We start from the raw sequence: 17,509 nt of genomic DNA on the forward strand, positions 1-17,509 counted from the left end.
ATTAAAAATCAAGCAAACAGAAAAATAAAAATTAATAACTTTCAAAAAACTGTAAAAAAATTTCACTTTTTCATAAAAAAGCACACATAAGGGAAATTTTTTCGTGCTACGAGCTTATACTTTTTTGAGAGTTATGTGACAAAAATGTTCGCGATAATTGTCATAAATGTGGGAATAGCCCCATTTCTTCGCTTCGCGATTTAACTTTCTAGCACGTGATTTTCGATTCAAATGCACACGTAAATTCAGATTAGAATTCTTAGCCCGTCACTCTCAAAATAATTCATACTTTTTCCCTCAAAATTCCTCGTACAGAAACTCAATTTAACCTAGAATCGCGGCAAAATTTCTGGCCATATTATTTCGCTGTGAGTAACAACCATGACCTCATTTGAATTTGCAATATTTTTACAGTTTTTTCTCGGTCTCGTTGCTGCGGTTAACCCCGTTGGCATTATGCCTATCTTTGTTTCTTTAACAGGGCACATGACGCTTGAAGAAAAAAACAAAACCGCGACAACCGCCAATTTTGCGGTTGCAATGATCCTCGTTGTTTCGCTTTTGGCTGGCCAGGTGTTACTCGATATGTTCAGCATCTCGCTAGACTCTTTTAGAGTGGCTGGCGGGCTTCTCCTTCTGAGTATCGCGTTTTCAATGATGAGCGGTAAACTCGGTGAGGATAAACAGAACAAACAAGAAAAATCTGAATATGCGAGCAAAGAGCAAATCGGTGTTGTACCACTTGCCATGCCATTGATGGCTGGCCCCGGTGCCATCAGTTCAACCATTGTTTATGGTGCGCGATACCCAACAGCATTAGACACCGTTGGCATCATCGTCACGATTGTTTTGTTCTGTTTTTGCTCATGGTTGCTCTTTCGTTCCGCTCCATTAATTGTTCGCTTCCTTGGGCAAACGGGGATAAATGTCATTACGCGTATCATGGGCCTTATTCTTGGTGCGTTGGGCATAGAGTTTATTGCCAATGGTTTGCGTAATCTTTTTCCCGGTCTCGCCTAGTGTTAATCCAGCTCAGCTGGAATTGAAACTTAAGCCATCACATTGGCTTAATGGAATAGTAAAAAGCTCGGACACCATCCGAGCTTTTTGAGCTAAACCTTTATCAAATCAACGGTAGTGGCTTTACTCTTTCTACGCGCCAATTACACCACCATCTTTACGCGTAACCATAATGACGGTTGATCTTGGAATACTCTCTCCACCATCTGGGAAGTGAGAAGGCGCCAGATCCTCACCCGGATGCTGAATGCCAACAAACATCGTTTTATAGTCTGGTGAGAACGTTAAACCAGTGACTTCACACGCAATTGGCCCCGTGAGGAATCGACGTATCTCTCCTGTTGCTGGATCGCTGCACAACATTTGATTGTTGCCCATCCCTGCAAAGTCCCCTTTATTCGAATACTTTCCATCAGTTTGTATCCAAAGGCGGCCTGCTTTATCAAACCCGATCCCGTCAGGGCTATTAAACATATTGTCTTTATGTATGTTGTCCGTTCCAGACATTAAGCCTGACTCATGCACCTCTGGATTGCCCGCCAGTACATAAACATCCCAGTCAAACGATGCACTCGTATGGTTCCCTTTGCTAGGCGTCCAACGAATAATGTGCCCATACGGATTTTTTTCGCGAGGGTTTGTGGCATTGATAGGCTGTGACTCTTTCACACCACGGTACTTATTGTTGGTTAGTGTACAAAACACCGATTGATTATCAGGGTGAACAGCAACCCATTCAGGGCGATCCATTGTTGTTGCCCCTACCTGAGTAGCCGCAAGGCGGGCATAAATCATAACTGAAGCCGCATCAGGAAAGCCATTTTCCGGCGTTAAACCGTTTTTACCCCAAGTCAGTTCAAGCCATTCTCCCTTGCCGTTCAGGTTACCTTCTGTGCCTTCAAATTTGGCAACGTATAGAGTGCCCTCTTCTAATAGGTCACGGTTTGATTCTGCGCCTTTGACAAATTTATTTTGGGATACAAATTTGTACAGATGCTCTCCACGTTCATCATCACCCAAGTACACAACGACATGCCCATCATCATTGACTATTAATGCCGCGTTTTCATGCTTAAAACGGCCCAGGGCGCTGCGTTTCTTCGGCGTTGATGTCGGGTTCATTGGATCGATCTCAACAACCCAGCCATGACGGTGCGCTTCGTTCGGCTCTTCACCTATGTCAAAACGCTTGTCGTGTTTGTACCAGTCATAGCCCCAATCATCGTCTTTGAGTCCATATCGGGCGTAAGTATCCGCAAGTTTCCCACCTGCCGTGTTGGCGAAGTAACCATTGAAATTTTCTTCACAGGTCAGGTAGGTACCCCATGGGGTTTCTCCATTCGCACAGTTGTTGAACGTGCCCAGAATGCGCGTACCTGAAGCGTCAGCTTTCGTTTTGAGTAAGTCATGACCAGCAGCAATGCCTGTCATTTCCATCTCAGTAAAAGCGGTGATTCGACGATTCAGCCGCCCTTCTAAATTGACCTTCCATTTACCAGTGCTGTTTTCTAGCTCAACCACTGAGACGCCATGCGCGGCTTGTGCCTTACGAACGTCGTCCTCAGTGATGGATTTACCTTGATGTTCATACAAATACTCATTATTCGTGTATTCATTGTTGGCCACTAGAACAGCGCGAGAATCTGAAAGAAGGAAAAAGGTCATTCCATCATTGTTATCACCAAACTGCATTTCCTGAGCGTTGGAATCGTTTTTTTGATCGAATGCTGGGGCACCCTTGATGATTGCGTCCCCCCAAGAAATCAGAGACTCGGCTTGATATCCATCGGGCACTTCTATCGTATCGGCAACAGAGATTGGAATCGCGTCAAAACCAAGCAAGTCCGTATTCACAGATGACGCCTTTGCGATGGCTTGACTAATCGGGCTCGCGGCAAAGAAACCTACCGTTCCGGCGGCCCCTGTCGTTCGAAGAAATTGACGACGAGAAATGGCAGCGTCAATGAATTTATTAAACTCTGGTTCTTGATCGAGCGGTCGCTGATCGTGGTTGTGGTCGAGATGCTTCACGGTGACTTCCTTTATCGTTTTTCGCTAGTTTTCATCTAGCCTGCTTGTATTTTAGGAACCAATCGTGAGGTAATGAGGTTACATATTCGTTACAATAATTTGATGATACTGTGTTAGTTCAGATATAGGCTTTGGATAGAATTTGATAGTTAGAGTAGACGAAAGCTTTGAAATACACCTAAATACTTGGGAGCTATTGGTAATAGGATTGGCGCTACTTACTAATCTGCTATGATAAAACGTCAATAGTAAAGGTCGTTAAACATGCCAAGACAGTCTCTTAAACACCACTTGTACATTATCATTTTTGGAACCCACACTCCGGCAGGGCGAGCCTTTGATATAGGTTTGATCATTGCCATCATTGCCTCTCTAATTGTGCTCGTTTTAGATTCTATTCCCGCGTTGAATGCTCGATGGGCAGACCTATTCCTTTACCTTGAGTTCAGTTTCACTGTTTTATTCACCATTGAATATCTACTGCGGCTCTACTGCTCACCGAAACCCAGCGCTTATGCGACCAGCTTTTATGGCGTCGTTGATTTACTTGCCATTTTGCCAACCTACCTCGCCTTTTTCTTCCCGGCGGCTTCTTATATTGGCGTCATCCGAATGCTCAGGGTGATGAGAATCTTCCGTATACTTAAATTAGTCCGATACCTACAAGACTCGAATATTCTTCTAAGATCGTTACTCATGGCGAAACGAAAGATTTTTATCTTTTTCAGCACTGTGGGGATTTTGGTCATCATCTTAGGTTCGGTTATTTACGTTATTGAAGGGCCGGAAAATGGCTTTACTTCAATTCCGCAAAGTATCTATTGGGCCATTGTGACGATCACGACGGTAGGCTATGGCGATCTTGTGCCACAAACTTCGATTGGCAAGGCCGTTGCCTCTATCACCATGTTATTAGGCTATTCGATATTGGCAGTCCCTACCGGCATTATTACCGCCGAACTGAACCAAGAAATGAATTCGCATAAGACCTTGGTCAAATGCCCAAACTGCATGAAAACCGGCCATGAGAGCGACGCTATCCACTGCAAATTCTGTGGTAGTGAGCTAGCAGAGCCGGAAGAACGAGTCGTCCCCGTGGAAAGAGAGTAAATCATCAAACTATAAAAAAGCGCCAATCACGGCGCTTTTTAAGTCAGCCATTAATCAGCGGGCCACCAAGAAATAGCCTAAGACTTCTCTGACTTCTCTAGCAACAAAATAGATAACGTTCTGCGCCATCTCTGAGTTATTCCCCTTCCCTCCCAAAACACCCTATACAAAAAAATGCTTTGGGCGTCATAACTATAAGCCTCTACAGAGACGACTGATAGGCATAAACAGCGTGTCTCGATGTTAGTTTTTACTAAGAAAATAAAACCGCTTGCATTACTCGACGGCCTCAGAATTCCATTTACAGCACACTTTTACATACTCGATAACCCTAATAATCAAGGTCGCCATCCAATCACATCTCATTCATTTACATCCATAAAAACCCGCCCCTAATAAGATGCATTTAAAATACTTGTTATAACCCGCCTTAAGGTGTATTTTAAATACATCTTTACAGCACTAAGTGAGACCCGAAATGAAAGAATTCAACTTAACGCATAAAAAAGCCTCTTGTTTTTCCGAACGTATTGCTTATCGAATTACGCAAATTCTTAAACTGACGTTGAACGTTTTTTATGGGAAAAAATACGCGAAACGCGCGGTTATCTTAGAAACTATCGCAGCAGTTCCTGGAATGGTTGCCGGTATGTTCAATCACCTTAAAGCACTACGACGAATGAAAGACGATCAAGGTTGGATCAGAGAGCTGTTAGATGAAGCAGAGAACGAACGCATGCATTTGATGATTTTTTTAGACATAGCAAAACCGAGCTGGGTTGAACGCTTCCTCGTACTCGCTGGGCAAGGGACTTTTATTGTTGTGTATAGCTTCATTTATCTTCTATCTTCAAAAATTGCACATCGTGTCGTTGGCTATTTTGAAGAGGAAGCCTGTAAAAGTTACACCGAATACTTAGAGAAAATAGACAGTGGCGAGATTGAAAATGTTGCGGCGCCACAAATCGCGATTGATTATTACCAGCTACCTCAGAACTCTTTACTCCGAGATGTCATATTGAGAGTTCGAGAAGATGAAGCGAAGCACCGAGACAAAAACCACGGTTTTGCCGATGCTTACCAGCAGAAAGATCTTCCTGAACATCAACTTTAAGCAATGAACATTTGAGGAAAATACTATGGCTACCATCCCTAACAATTTTGTAAATTATAAATCCACTTCGACATTCACTAAAAATAATGTACCTAAAATGTTCATCCATCGTCATAATACGAGAGCAGGGGTTTATGGAAAAATTTGTGTACTACAAGGAACATTAAAGTTTTTTGGTTTTGCTGATTAAAAAGGCGAGCTGGAGAGTGAAATCTTGATCAATGCTGGCGAGCACGCGGTTAGCCCACCTCAATACTGGCATAAAGTCGAGTTTTTAACCGATGACTGTGAGTTCCAAGTTAGATTTTATGCCGATGAAGAAAGCACCATCGCAAAAGAGCACCTCAGTGAACGTGATAGCTAGGCGATAATCACTCTACGTGATCGATAACATGTAAACCGACTGAATACTCGGTGCTAAATCACTGGCGAGTAAGAATAGTCTGAAGACGTTCTGACACTTACTCGCTTTATCTCCGCCGTTTACAACTCTGCATAGACTTAGCCAAAAACCAACCATTAGATACAGATTCATGTTGAAGAAATTAGATTTTTTAGTACGCAGACGTAGGTTAAACAAATGAAAATTACTCGCTATACCGATTACTCTATCCGCGTACTGATATTTTTAGCTATGAAGGGTGACAAACAATCGACGATTGGTGAAATCGCAGAACGATACCAAATTTCGAAGAATCATTTGATGAAAGTCGTACAGCAGCTAAACAACCAAGGTTACATCATTGCGACTCGAGGAAAAAATGGAGGCTTACGATTAAACGGACCAGCAAGCAGTATTAATATAGGTAAGCTGGTGCGAGACATAGAACAAGACCTCAACTTAGTCGAATGTATGTCCAGTAAAAACACTTGTTCAATCACACCCGCCTGCAAACTCAAGCAGATTCTTGCTGAGGCGCTTCAAGAGTTCTTCACTAAATTGGAAGAGTATACACTGGCCGATCTTGTCCAAAATGAGCAAGGCCCAGAATTGATTCAATTGCTGCAATTGACCGAATAAAAAAAAGCGCCCTAAGGCGCTTCTTCGTAAACTCTTTTCAACACATTAGCGTTATGCTTTCTCAGCTAAAATGATGCGCAAAGTACGACGCAGAGGTTCAGCGGCACCCCAAAGTAATTGGTCACCCACAGTGAACGCGTTCAGGAAGTCATTACCCATAGACATCTTACGTAAACGACCCACTGGTACAGACATTGTGCCTGTTACTTTCGCTGGTGTTAGCTCTTGCGCTGTAATATCACGATCGTTAGGAATCACTTTAACCCAATCATTGTGCGTCGCGATGATCTCTTCAATCTCGTCCATCGGCACATCTTGCTTAAGCTTAATCGTTAGTGCTTGAGCGTGACAACGCATTGCACCGATTCGAACACAAGTACCATCAATAGGGATTGGCTGACCGTCTAGACCAAGGATCTTGTTCGCTTCTACACCCGCTTTCCACTCTTCTTTGCTCTGACCGTTTTCACGCTTCACATCTATCCAAGGAATCAGTGAGCCTGCAAGTGGAGCACCGAATTGATCCGTAGGGAATGAAGATGAACGAATGGTATCTGCAACTTTCTTATCAATATCAAGAATAGAGCTTGAAGGGTTAGCGAGCTCAGAACTAACGCTGTCGTTGATCACACCCATTTGTGAGATCAGCTCACGCATGTTTTTCGCACCCGCACCAGAAGCCGCTTGATAAGTCATCGCGCTCATCCACTCGACCATGCCTTTCTCATATAGGCCGCCTAGCGCCATAAGCATTAAGCTCACCGTACAGTTACCACCAACGAAAGTATTTGTTCCACCGTGGATACCTTGCTGGATTTGAGCCAAGTTAACTGGGTCAAGAGTAATGATTGAATCAGCGTCCATACGTAAAGTAGACGCAGCATCAATCCAGTAACCTTTCCAACCTGCTTGACGCAGTGCTGGGTATACTTTTGATGTGTAATCACCGCCTTGACAAGTAATCACTGCGTCGAGCTGTTTTAAGCTTTCAATATCAAACGCATCTTGCAGCATACCAGCGTCATTTTTACCTAGTTTAGGTGCTGGAATACCAACTTGTGACGTGCTGTAAAAAACAGGTTCTATTAGGTCAAAATCCTTTTCTTCAACCATACGCTGCATCAATACGGAACCAACCATACCACGCCAACCAACTAAACCGACTCTCATCACAAAACTCTCCGTGTATTTTAAAAATGGATATACCCCATCTATAAGATTTTCAGCCAGAGAACTCAAGCAATAATTGATAAAAGTTACAATTTTCTACATTAAACGTTGAAAATTCACCTTAGAAGGCTAGAAGTCCAAAATGTCAGTGATTTTGGTACCCCGTTTTGAACTGCATTTTCATATTGAAAGCGTAACAATGCCCCCATTAGCCAGAAAGAAATAAGCCGGTTGTTATTCCCCCATCAAGGTTTAGTTTGGCTAGAACGCCTACCAAGGAAATAGCCTAAACCAAGTGGCGCAAAAAAGATCACAATGATAAAGACGATAAAATAAACGATGAAGCTTTTCATGAGTTCGACAATTTTCTCAATCGCGACATTCACGACATCTTGGGAGACTGCGTTTAAATCCAGAGCAAATTGTTCTCGCTCACTCGCGACAATATCCGCGATGGCGTTTCGTTCTCTTTCAATCATTGCAATCAGCTCTATTCGCACTTTCTCAACCATCTTTTCTATCGCTTTACGCTCAATACTGAGTTGTCCAAGCTTCGCTTCCGCTTTGTTATCAATATCGTTAACAAGCGGCTGCAACTCAATGGCCATCAGTTCAGCCAAATTGCGCATATATTCAGGGTTGTTTTCGACAAACTCTTGAAATGAACGTGAGCTGGCTTGGAAACTTTGTAATGTATCGGTGAGCTGCTGTGCGCTGATACTGCTGTTTAAAGCAATCAGTTGTGCTTTCCACGTCATTACTTTGGGAGTTTGTTCAGAGACTAAACTCAACTTGTCCGACACATCAGCCAAAGCCTCTGGCATCGTACCTAAGCTGGTTATCGCCTCTGAAGCATCGATATTATTCGCTTCTAGCCATGCTCGATAAGCGGGAAAGCGCGTAAAGGAAAGATCTGTGAATGGGTGCCGCGCAGCAAAACCACGAACAAAGAATTGGGTCTCTTGGTACGCACTGGATTTTAAAACCACCTTTGCTAAGTTTTCTATTTCGCTAGAAAGCTGCTTTGAAACAAGAAAGACTTGTTCTGTCTTAAATGAAGAGGCACTGCCCTCACTGACAAGGTAGTCATTCATTTGGTACGTAAACACCCAGGTATCAATCAAGGCGGCCATTGGAGAAACTTGGTAAGCGGCCGCCTGCATCCCTTCATTGGCGTTTATCTTCCATAGAAGTAACTCAGACTGTGTAACAATGTCATCGGTGGGATATTGGTGTGAAACGGTATCAGCGGCGCTTTCTACCTGCGAGAAGAACTGCTGAGCATATTCTCGGGTCAGCAATCGCATATTCAATTCTTGCGTAGTAAGAGGCGAGCTTTGACTCTCTAGCTTTAGCTCAAGTAATGAGCATCCATTTAGAATAAGTACCAGAGCGACAGCAATCCATCGATTTGCATTTCGAATCAACATAAAAACCTCAAACACTACCTTTTTAACCGCAGAGATTATGAGATTGAAAAGTCAGAGAATTATCAATACTTCACAAATAGAGAGCTGCATCCAAGTATTATTTTTGACTTTCAATATAACGCTTCGCACTTTCGATTGTAGAAGACAACCTGAGCACTAAGGTTTGCAGTTTCTGCTCACTGACCTGTGCGCCATTTTTAATGTCCAACTCTACTTGTGTTGCAATTTCTTTTAGTGGTATTGCCCCTAAATTTGCAGAAACCCCCTTGAGACTATGCGCTTTCCTCATGGCATGCTCTGCGTCAGATTCAAGAAGCGAAGGGAGTTGTATCGCATCATTTTCATGGTCTTGGATAAACACATCGAGCAAGATCAATACGGACTCGTTATCGTCATTAAGCGATTGCAGCATGTAATTTATGTCTACTTCTGATGCCTCATCCTCCAAACGACTCTCATCGAACTCTTCTGCTTCTTTTTCACTAGGCGTAATGACTGTTTCAGGTTGTGCCTGTTTCTGGTAACTAGGAATAGGCGACGGTACTTCAGAGTCTACAATCGATTGAGCTATCGGCTCAGGTACGGCAGGCGCCGATGCATGAGCGCCTACAGCAGGGGCAATGGCTCGGCTCTCTTCTTCCACCTTTTTCTCTTTCCGTTGTTCGGTCGTTGAATCAGAGGTTGATTGCTCACCATCATGTGCTGAAAATGAAAATAGCGATTGTCTTAGGATAATCCAAGATAAGCAGAACATAGCCAACGCACTGACTAAAATAGCCATGATGTAATAGCGCTGAATGAGCGCGTCATATTGGCTCTTGAGATCAGACTGAATGATGCTCAATGGATGATTCAATAACTTCTCGACTAGATAGTTACCCTTCGCGTACGCACCGAGTACCGATGATGTCTGCGCCAAAGACTGTTGTAGCTTTTCTCCATCTTCCGCAGGCATGGACTGTGATTGTATAAATAGAGAATCAAGTGAACGGTATATTTCTGGGCTAGAAGTCGAGTCGCTAAACATGGCCTCAAAAACACGGGCGCTGAGTTGATAATACAACGCTTGTATCTCTGGCTGTTCTTCATAGCTATCTCGAATCATGTGTAACTTATCGACCAACTCTTTCACTTCTACTTCCGTATTATTGAATTGTTTCACTAACTCGATAAATCGGTCTGTCGTAAAAATGAGTTGGCTAATGTCGGGCTGAAAGTAACCTGTTTCGTAGCTAGTTTCTAATTGAAGTCTGAGTGAATAGATAAGTTGAATTTTCAAAGAGAGACTATCGACATGGTTAACTCGATATTGAGTATCAAAGTAAAGCGTACTTTTCAGCTCTTCAAGGCTGTTACCCAGTTCTTCAACATTTGATAGGTTACCCAAATTGGCTCGGGTTAGCATAGCGACGAAGAGAATCACAGCCAGCCATATACCGACTATGATCGTCACTTGCTTCTGTTTGGTTTTCATCGATTCCTTCGACATATAGATAACCTATTCTTTTCCATGCAATAACACTGTCTAACTATAGATTATTACACCTTTGGCAATAAATAAAAAAAGAGAGAGCAAAAGCCCTCTCTCATCACTAATTTCTTGTTAATTGGTCACGCAAATTTGGTGGCGTGCCCTTGATAGTCAATGTATCGGTTTCCGGATCATAGAAAATGCGCTCTCCTAATAGGAGGCTATCGAAGCTGACATTCAGTCCACCTCCCGCGCCGACATACTTAGTCAGTTTTCTCATCGTTGTGCGGTCAGCAGGGAAGCTCTCTTCAAGTTCATACCCTTGCTCCTTCGTATAATCGAGGAAGCTCGTACCATTTTCGCTTTGAGGAAGTTCACCAGACAATTCGCGTACCTGAACCTCTTCACCTGACTTAAGCGTTTCATTGCAGTAGTCGTATACTTGCTTCTTGTAATTGGTCGCGTCTTCTTTCTCTAACTTCGAGTCACTGCAGAAATCCTGCACAGCCTGCATCAATACCTGATTTTGCTGTTTTGTATCCAATCCGACTTCCGCCTGAAGGAAGTCGAGGAAAAAATCTGCCACTTTACGGCCGACACGCCCTTTGATGTACGCTAAGTAACGGTTTGATTCTTTGTCTGTTTCGTAACTTGATAAGTCAATACGAGCAACAATATCCATCTTACTAATATCAAGGTAATCAGTCGCGCTAATGTCTAACCCTTCTGTTACCTTAAGGCTTTGAAATGACGGTAATAAAGCCACAAACAGGTAATCCGTCGCTAACGACTGATATTCAGCGATAACTAAGATCCCTTCATCGGCAAACGGGTACTTACCAAGCTCTTGTTTCAGTCTATTTGCACTAAGTTGTGAGAAATCATAAAAATTCTTCTCACCTTGGCGAAGTTCTTGCAACCACATCTGAAATTCGCTGTCAGACTTAAAAGAACCAAAGCCCTTGCCAGCCTTCGCATTAAATACGCGATGTAATTCGGCGACAAGGTGTTCAGCAGAGCCATCATTTTCTAACGAATGAGAGCGGAAATTGACAATCAGTTCATCCTGATCGTTTTTAGAAAGTTGGTGTAAAATGACGTTGGATAGTTGAAGGCTCATAGTGAAAATATCGTCGTTCTAGGTTTCAGTTGTTAGGCATTGTAGGTTATCATAAGCCGCTTTTACTATCATCTATAGAGTCTTTATGCCTATTACATCGAAATACAGTGACGACCAAGTTGAAAACATCCTAGCGGAAGTTGCAGCAATCTTGGAAAAAAATGGCGCGACTCCTGAGCTTTCGTTAATGATCGCGGGAAATATCGCAACCAATGTCTTAAATCAAAACGTTGCTGCTTCACAACGCAAAGCAATTGCTGAAAAATTTGCTCAAGCGTTGATTTCTTCTATTGAAGAACAAACACATTAATCATAACGGGCTGCAAAACAACTAATGGTAGATAGCGGAAATACATATAGTGAGCGAGTCTCTCGTCTAGTGGGATGGGGGCACTGGTTTGCCTTCTTCAATATCATCGCAGCAATGCTGATTGGTACTCGCTATATAACTCAGTCACCTTGGCCTGAAACCCTACTCGGTCAATTTTATCTTGCCGCTTCATGGGTTGGGCACTTTGGCTTTTTAGTCTTTGCGCTCTATTTGCTCGTTTTGTTCCCGTTAACATTTGTTATCCCATCACGAAAACTCTTTCGACTCATAGCCGTCTGTTTTGGAACGGCCGGGCTAACGATCTTACTGATTGATACCCAAGCCTACCAAACCATTAATCTGCACTTAACACCAGTCGTATGGGAATTGCTCTTTAGTGATGAAAATCAAGAGGCGGGTGCCGGCTTACAACAGCTATTCATTGTTTTACCCGCGATATTCTTACTCCAACTTGGGCTCTCCGAGTGGGTGTGGCGCAAACAACGTAAACTCTCCCATAAGCATATTGGTCGCCCTATTACGGCAATCTTCTTTGTTAGCTTCATTGCAAGCCACCTGATCTATGTTTGGTCGGATGCCTTTTTCTATAACCCAGTGACGTCTCAGAAAGCAAACTTCCCGCTTTCTTATCCAATGACCGCGAAGTCGTTCATGGAAAAACACGGATTGCTGGACAAAGATGACTACCTAAAGCGTTTAGCGGAAAGCGAACACAGCAGTGATCTCGTTCGCTACCCCTATGAACCACTTCGTTTTGACCGCAGAGCAAATAACCTCAACATATTGATGGTGAGTGTTAACAGCTTAAGAAGCGATGCTTTGAATTCAATCGCAATGCCAGTGACGACCGAGTACGCATCGAACGCATTGAACTTCACTAACCATTACAGTTCAAGTAATAACATGCACGGCATTTTCGGTCTTCTATACGGGCTGCCAAGTAGCTACGCCGCCAGCATTAAGGCGCAAGCTAGCTTACCTGTGTTGATGAGTACATTGGCTGATAAGAAATATAACTTTGGCTTATTTAGTGGTGATAACTTTGACGATGATCTCTACGCGGAGACCGTTTTCAGAGGCATGGCTTTCACTGGTGTCGCTTTTGATACAACAAAGACTTCCGATAGCCAAGCCATAGAAGCTTGGGGGAAATGGGCTGAAAGCGCCAAGAGTCCTTGGTTTGGTTTTATTGAACTCACCACCGTCGATAACTTTGCTTTCTCAGATGCAGAAGGCACAGCAAAAGAAGCGTTCAAGAAAAGTTACCAATCTTCAGTACAGCAAGTTGATAATGAACTGGCGACCCTCTTTGGCAAGCTCGATGAATTGAAACTAAGCAATAATACTATCGTTGTCATCACTTCCAATCATGGCACTGAGTTTAACGAAACCAACAGCAATACTTGGGGCGCAAGTACCAACTACAGCCGTTACCAGTTGCAAGTGCCAATGATCATCAACTGGCCAGGGAAGCTGCCAGCAACCTATGCTCACCGTTCAAGTCATCTCGATGTCTCTGTTACGTTACTGCAAGATTTACTCGGGGTATCATCTAACCCTACCGATTACAGTAGTGGCCGAAATATCTTTAACGAACGTAAGAGAAAGTGGATATTGGCAGGTGATTCAAGAGAACTGGCATTGATTACACCAGATCAAACAACAGTGATTGATAAGTTTGGTAACTTCAAGCTATACGATACGAACTACCAACGACTTCAAGAAGAAAGCCCTGCTTTACCAGTCTTAATGCAAGGCCTGACCGAGCTGCAACGCTTTTACGTTAAACATGATTAGTTAGTGCCTATCATTTCAATACGTTGAAAAATAAGTTGAAAGATAAGTTGAAAGATAAAATGGAGCCTAATAGGCTCCTTTTGTATTATGTCGGTATGTTTTCTATTCTCCGTCATACCCTCATGGGCACTACAGTTCATTAGCAACAATCACATTCTCAAAGTTCTACCATTTCTTATTCAGCTCTCAGCTCACAACACATCAATGGTTCTCTAGCCAAGCCAAAGTATTGCGCCATAAAACGGTATCTATCGTGGTACTACTTATCAATTTCTTATGATAAAAAGCTTTTTGATAATGTGCAGACTCACTCATGTTTCCAAGTAACTCAAACTGTCTAAAATTGCTTAAGAGCTTTTGAACGTTTAATAATCGATCATCTTGTGAATACACTCGGTTTAAAACAAACCCTACTTTAATTTTTCTGCCTTTATATAAATGATGGTCAATGAGATTGCTAACTAGTGGTAATGACGAGTGTAAATCAATGGGAGATGGCTGCATTGGGATAACAATGTAATCTGCATACCTTAAGTAACGAAATAGTTCTCGCTCACTAAAATTCGCTGGGGAGTCGATAATAACGTAATCAGAACTTGCATTCACCTTCAACGTCGAAGCCATTTCGGAAAAGCTCCTCAATGCTGGATTGTATGTCTGACAAGTAATTTCGGGCACTGACTTCGCCCAATTGTATGATGACTCTTGACGATCAAAATCTATCAACTCGACATTACTGCCTTGCATTGCCAACTGACTAAGTAAACCTGCAGTAAAGGTGGACTTACCAACTCCGCCTTTCAAATTAAGAGAGATAATCCTTTTTGCTTTGGCATGTGCAATACTGACTTTATCTTTTTTAGTCACCACCGAAGCGCTAACTCGGCCTGAATATAGTTTTTTATAGCCGACTAACTCTTTAAAACTATTCATTGCAATATAAACCCCAAGTCAATTCCTGCAATTTCAAGGTTGCAAAAAGTGACGGTAACGCAACCCATCTAGCGCAATCTCACTTGCGTACAATCACGCCATGAAAATAGGCAACCTACTTTAAGTTAACAGATCGCTACTTTTACTTTCATATACTAGTAGTGCTCTGCCATCATTCATATTCACTGATGAGAAGAAGAAGATCTCGATGCCAAATATTCACAAAACTTAATATAACGAACAGTCTAATTAAAGTTATTCTAATAACTTAGTTAAAGAATGTTCATTTAAAAATGAAATCAAATGACAAGCCGTGCAAATTAACAGTTTTCATCAAATATGGACAAATATAAAGCAGTCGATAATGTAGGGGCTTTACATCCAACTACTCACCATATATTATTCGCTTCGTACGGAGAGATGGCTGAGTGGTCGAAAGCACCGGTCTTGAAAACCGGCAAGGGTTTGTAGCCCTTCTAGGGTTCAAATCCCTATCTCTCCGCCACATTCAGAAAAGCCTGCTAAGAAATTAGCAGGCTTTTTGCATTTCTTGCTGCTGTATTTCTGCTAGCCAATTTTCACTGGGTATCTAGAAGCGATATAGCCAGAAACACACGCTTCATCAATTACTCAACGCATCACCTAGCATTCTGGTGACTTTCAAACTAAACCGGATTGATTTCCATTGATCCTCCACGAATTGTATAGCAATCCCTCTTTTTGATGGCTTTATCGGCAATCAGACTCAACTCGCTAAAATATAGGTTTACACGTATAAGCTACCACTATATCATGCGCCCCGTACGGAGAGATGGCTGAGTGGTCGAAAGCACCGGTCTTGAAAACCGGCAAGGGTTTGTAGCCCTTCTAGGGTTCAAATCCCTATCTCTCCGCCACATTTAGAAAAGCCCGCTAAGAAATTAGCGGGCTTTTTGCGTTTTATCCGTCATACAACCCACATGATATGCTTAGGCTGGTTAAACTCGATTCCTATTACCTTTGAAAGCGCCTTAACACCTCCCTTAGATCGGTCAAGACTCTAAGGTGTAATGACTAAGAAACATAGCTGAAGACTGCTCTGCAATCATCGTCATCTCTTCCTCACTCAGCATTGGCTTCATTTGCAACAATTGAGGCCAGAAGCCGCCGCCTTTGATCAAGCTATGCAGTTGCCCATTGGCAAAGTCGATATCTATTTCTTTCAACCGATTATCATCAATGGCCGCTCGTAGCCACCGATGCACTGCCGTTTCCTGTGCAGAGAATTTTGCCACCTCTTGTTGCAACGTTTCGGTATCGTAAAAGAAGTGCCCAAAAGCAACTCGAGAGAGATCAATATACTCAGATGAAGAAAGCAAAGTCAGTTCTTTCATAAGCAATTCAGTAAGCTGCTCCTGCAATGGTGAATCAGAGCGGTATTTAAAATCAATATCTACCATGGCATTTTTCCAAAGGGTAGAAATGAGCTCCATGACCAATATTTCTTTGGTTTTAAAATGGTTGTAGACCGTTCGCTTCGATACTTCAGCAAGTTTGGCGAGCTTATCCATACTGGTCGCTTTAACACCTTCCGTTTTAAAGGCTTCTATGGCTGCTTCTACTATCGCCTCGCGTTTTAACTCACTTCGTGTTTTTTTGGGTTCACTCATTGTCGACTCTGTCTACTCATCCGATTTTTCACATATTACACTGAGTAGTTTACTTTTCAATTTTTACAAGTAAACTACACTGTGTAGTTTACTTTTTGGCATATGTAAATGCTTAGAGTTCTAGTGATTGGAGGAATAATTATGACAGTAGCAATATCTGCATTGATGGCGTCAGAGCAGGAAAACGACAAATTTGTTAACTCTGAAATCCGTTACCAAACGGATTCTGCGAACCTTTGGGAGATCGCTAAAGCCTACTTCAAATCAGAGCGAAAAGCCGCGGCACCTAAAATGCCAATACCGCTAGAGCCAATCACCGCTCAACAGTTGAAAGAAAACCATGATTCACTCTATCGACTCGGTCACTCAACTCTACTTATGAGATTGAATGGCCAATTAATACTGACTGACCCAGTTTTCAGCGATCGAGCTTCTCCTGTTCAGTGGGCTGGCCCAAAACGATTCCACGACAGTCCAATCAGTATCGCTGATTTGCCGACTATCGATGCGGTGATCATCAGCCACGATCATTATGACCACTTAGATAAGGCGGCAATTAAAGCGCTAAAAGAAAAAGTCAACGTGTTCATCACTCCGCTTAAAGTGGGACAACGCCTTATTGAATGGGGCGTTCCGAAAAACAAAGTTATTGAACTAGACTGGTGGCAAAAAACTCAAGTGGAAGGCATTACAATTGTTGCGACACCATCACAGCACTTCTCTGGCCGAGGCCTACTCGATCGCAACCACACGCTATGGGCGAGCTGGGTAATCAAAAGTAATGATAGAAGCATCTTCTTTAGTGGAGACACGGGGTACTTCAGTGGTTTTAAAGAAATTGGGGAACGATATGGACCTTTTGACGTGACCTTAATGGAAACAGGGGCTTACAACGTTTTATGGAAAGACATCCATATGATGCCAGAAGAAACCATGCAAGCACATCGTGATCTTAAAGGTCACTACTTGTTACCAATACACAATGGCACATTCGACCTTGCACTCCATGATTGGTATGAACCGTTTGAACGAATCATTAAACTTGGGGAGGAGTATAACGTACCCATTTTAACCCCGACTTTTGGTCAAGAAGTTAATTTAACGCTCGCAGAGACAGATGACCATTCGCTCGAAAAAACAGGCGTAGAGTTACTGGATGATAACGATACACTCCACACACAGCACTGGTGGAAACTATTCATAATAGCCAATTAATCCTCATTCGACTCTGAGGCGACACTTTCACCTCCTCGACCCTGTCGTTAATCGGTGTCATGGATTATTAGTTGAAGCGCCCGATAAATTAAATGAT

At 42.7% G+C, this 17,509-nt stretch carries 14 protein-coding genes, 2 tRNA genes and 1 pseudogene; 10 read left to right on the forward strand and 7 right to left on the reverse strand.

Annotation, left to right across the window (positions count from 1 at the left end):
• Positions 1 to 381 precede the first annotated feature (381 nt).
• The gene (locus BCU12_RS21310) at positions 382 to 1,020 is read left to right on the forward strand and encodes a YchE family NAAT transporter (RefSeq protein ID WP_102406523.1); all 639 of its coding nucleotides are present in this window, start codon (positions 382 to 384) and stop codon (positions 1,018 to 1,020) included.
• 132 nt (positions 1,021 to 1,152) lie between these two features.
• Here BCU12_RS21310 and BCU12_RS21315 read toward each other — a convergent pair whose 3' ends face one another.
• A complete protein-coding gene (locus BCU12_RS21315; protein ID WP_102406525.1) occupies positions 1,153 to 3,051 on the reverse strand; it encodes a PhoX family phosphatase in 1,899 nt (632 codons plus the stop codon).
• A gap of 264 nt (positions 3,052 to 3,315) precedes the next feature.
• Between BCU12_RS21315 and BCU12_RS21320 the strand changes: the two genes are divergently transcribed.
• The 4 genes and pseudogenes from BCU12_RS21320 (at position 3,316) to BCU12_RS21335 (ending at position 6,296) form a co-directional block, all read left to right on the forward strand.
• The gene (locus BCU12_RS21320) at positions 3,316 to 4,161 is read left to right on the forward strand and encodes an ion transporter (RefSeq protein ID WP_102406527.1); all 846 of its coding nucleotides are present in this window, start codon (positions 3,316 to 3,318) and stop codon (positions 4,159 to 4,161) included.
• A gap of 478 nt (positions 4,162 to 4,639) precedes the next feature.
• Entirely contained in the window at positions 4,640 to 5,275 is a 636-nt protein-coding gene (locus BCU12_RS21325; RefSeq protein WP_102406529.1) for an alternative oxidase, read from the forward strand.
• 25 nt (positions 5,276 to 5,300) lie between these two features.
• A pseudogene (locus BCU12_RS21330) lies at positions 5,301 to 5,639 on the forward strand (DUF1971 domain-containing protein).
• 216 nt (positions 5,640 to 5,855) lie between these two features.
• Entirely contained in the window at positions 5,856 to 6,296 is a 441-nt protein-coding gene (locus BCU12_RS21335) for an Rrf2 family transcriptional regulator (protein ID WP_102406531.1), read from the forward strand.
• 51 nt (positions 6,297 to 6,347) lie between these two features.
• Here BCU12_RS21335 and asd read toward each other — a convergent pair whose 3' ends face one another.
• The 4 genes from asd to yejK all read right to left on the reverse strand — a co-directional run bounded on the left by asd (position 6,348) and on the right by yejK (position 11,487).
• A complete protein-coding gene (gene asd, locus BCU12_RS21340; RefSeq protein WP_102406533.1) occupies positions 6,348 to 7,466 on the reverse strand; it encodes an aspartate-semialdehyde dehydrogenase in 1,119 nt (372 codons plus the stop codon).
• A gap of 245 nt (positions 7,467 to 7,711) precedes the next feature.
• On the reverse strand, positions 7,712 to 8,896 hold the full coding sequence (locus BCU12_RS21345; protein WP_102406535.1) for a chemotaxis protein: 1,185 nt from the start codon (positions 8,894 to 8,896) through the stop codon (positions 7,712 to 7,714).
• Between the two features lie 97 nt (positions 8,897 to 8,993).
• Positions 8,994 to 10,385: an Hpt domain-containing protein gene (locus BCU12_RS21350; RefSeq protein WP_102406537.1), complete on the reverse strand. Its 1,392-nt coding sequence runs from the start codon at positions 10,383 to 10,385 to the stop codon at positions 8,994 to 8,996.
• A 103-nt stretch (positions 10,386 to 10,488) separates the two neighbouring features.
• On the reverse strand, positions 10,489 to 11,487 hold the full coding sequence (gene yejK / locus BCU12_RS21355) for a nucleoid-associated protein YejK (RefSeq protein WP_102406539.1): 999 nt from the start codon (positions 11,485 to 11,487) through the stop codon (positions 10,489 to 10,491).
• A gap of 85 nt (positions 11,488 to 11,572) precedes the next feature.
• On the opposite strand from yejK, the gene BCU12_RS21360 reads away from it, so the two are divergent.
• Both BCU12_RS21360 and BCU12_RS21365 read left to right on the forward strand, forming a co-directional pair.
• On the forward strand, positions 11,573 to 11,797 hold the full coding sequence (locus tag BCU12_RS21360) for a YejL family protein (protein WP_102406541.1): 225 nt from the start codon (positions 11,573 to 11,575) through the stop codon (positions 11,795 to 11,797).
• A 24-nt stretch (positions 11,798 to 11,821) separates the two neighbouring features.
• Positions 11,822 to 13,615: a DUF3413 domain-containing protein gene (locus BCU12_RS21365; protein ID WP_102406543.1), complete on the forward strand. Its 1,794-nt coding sequence runs from the start codon at positions 11,822 to 11,824 to the stop codon at positions 13,613 to 13,615.
• A gap of 201 nt (positions 13,616 to 13,816) precedes the next feature.
• Here BCU12_RS21365 and BCU12_RS21370 read toward each other — a convergent pair whose 3' ends face one another.
• Positions 13,817 to 14,548, reverse strand: coding sequence for a ParA family protein (locus tag BCU12_RS21370; protein WP_102406545.1), 732 nt, complete (start codon positions 14,546 to 14,548; stop codon positions 13,817 to 13,819).
• A 414-nt stretch (positions 14,549 to 14,962) separates the two neighbouring features.
• Here BCU12_RS21370 and BCU12_RS21375 point away from each other — a divergent pair.
• Both BCU12_RS21375 and BCU12_RS21380 read left to right on the forward strand, forming a co-directional pair.
• Positions 14,963 to 15,053: transfer RNA gene (locus BCU12_RS21375), tRNA-Ser, on the forward strand.
• Positions 15,054 to 15,353: 300 nt separating this feature from the next.
• Positions 15,354 to 15,444: transfer RNA gene (locus BCU12_RS21380), tRNA-Ser, on the forward strand.
• 135 nt (positions 15,445 to 15,579) lie between these two features.
• Here the strand turns inward: BCU12_RS21380 and BCU12_RS21385 are convergent.
• The gene (locus BCU12_RS21385) at positions 15,580 to 16,197 is read right to left on the reverse strand and encodes a TetR/AcrR family transcriptional regulator (RefSeq protein WP_102406547.1); all 618 of its coding nucleotides are present in this window, start codon (positions 16,195 to 16,197) and stop codon (positions 15,580 to 15,582) included.
• A gap of 141 nt (positions 16,198 to 16,338) precedes the next feature.
• Between BCU12_RS21385 and BCU12_RS21390 the strand changes: the two genes are divergently transcribed.
• Positions 16,339 to 17,412, forward strand: a complete 1,074-nt coding sequence (locus tag BCU12_RS21390) for an MBL fold metallo-hydrolase (RefSeq protein ID WP_241909891.1) — start codon at positions 16,339 to 16,341, stop codon at positions 17,410 to 17,412.
• The last annotated feature ends 97 nt before the right edge of the window (positions 17,413 to 17,509 follow it).

The sequence above is a fragment of the Vibrio sp. 10N.261.55.A7 genome, from assembly GCF_002877365.1.
In the GTDB taxonomy this organism is placed as follows: Bacteria; Pseudomonadota; Gammaproteobacteria; order Enterobacterales; family Vibrionaceae; genus Vibrio.